Source organism: Streptomyces sp. SID3343 (assembly GCF_009865215.1).
GTDB lineage: Bacteria > Actinomycetota > Actinomycetes > Streptomycetales > Streptomycetaceae > Embleya.
Genome location: NZ_WWJX01001019.1, coordinates 1 through 515, shown reverse-complemented (window position 1 = coordinate 515; position 515 = coordinate 1). Strand labels below are relative to the sequence as shown.

The following is a 515-nucleotide window of genomic DNA, read 5'->3' as shown; positions in this document are numbered from 1 at the left end:
GCGGCGGCCGAGCAGGGCCACGGCCGCGCCGTCGGCGGCCAGGGCCCGGGCGGTGGCCTCGCCGATGCCGCTGGTCGCGCCGGTGACGACGGCGACGCGGTCGGCGAGGGGGAGGGGGCGAGGGTTCGGTGTGGTGGTCATGGATCAAGCGTCGAGGCGGGGCGGGAAGCCGAACAGGGCGCGGGTTTCCTCGGGGCCGCACACCCTGGGTGTACGGCTCCCTGGCAAGGCGCGCGAGGACCCTCGTACGGTGGATGGATGGACACCGACAACCATTTCGGTACTTTCCTGCGTGCCCGGCGCGAGGTTCTCGCGGTCGAGGACGTCGGCGTGCTGCATTCGGGCCGGCGGCGTACTCCCGGTCTGCGGCGCGAGGAGGTGGCGTTGCTCGCGGGGGTGAGCACGGACTACTACGTCCGGCTGGAGCAGGGCCGCGAGCGCAACCCGTCCGACCAGGTGGTGGACGCGCTGGCCGCGGCGCTGCGGCTGAACGACGAGGAGGCCGGCCACCTGCG

General features: G+C 74.2%; 2 protein-coding genes. One reads left to right on the top strand and one right to left on the bottom strand.

Annotation, left to right across the window (positions count from 1 at the left end):
• The coding region (locus GT354_RS31890; RefSeq protein WP_161359857.1) for an SDR family NAD(P)-dependent oxidoreductase at positions 1–141 on the bottom strand (141 nt) is incomplete at its 3' end.
• 117 nt (positions 142–258) lie between these two features.
• Here GT354_RS31890 and GT354_RS31885 point away from each other — a divergent pair.
• The coding region (locus tag GT354_RS31885; RefSeq protein ID WP_161359856.1) for a helix-turn-helix transcriptional regulator at positions 259–515 on the top strand (257 nt) is incomplete at its 3' end.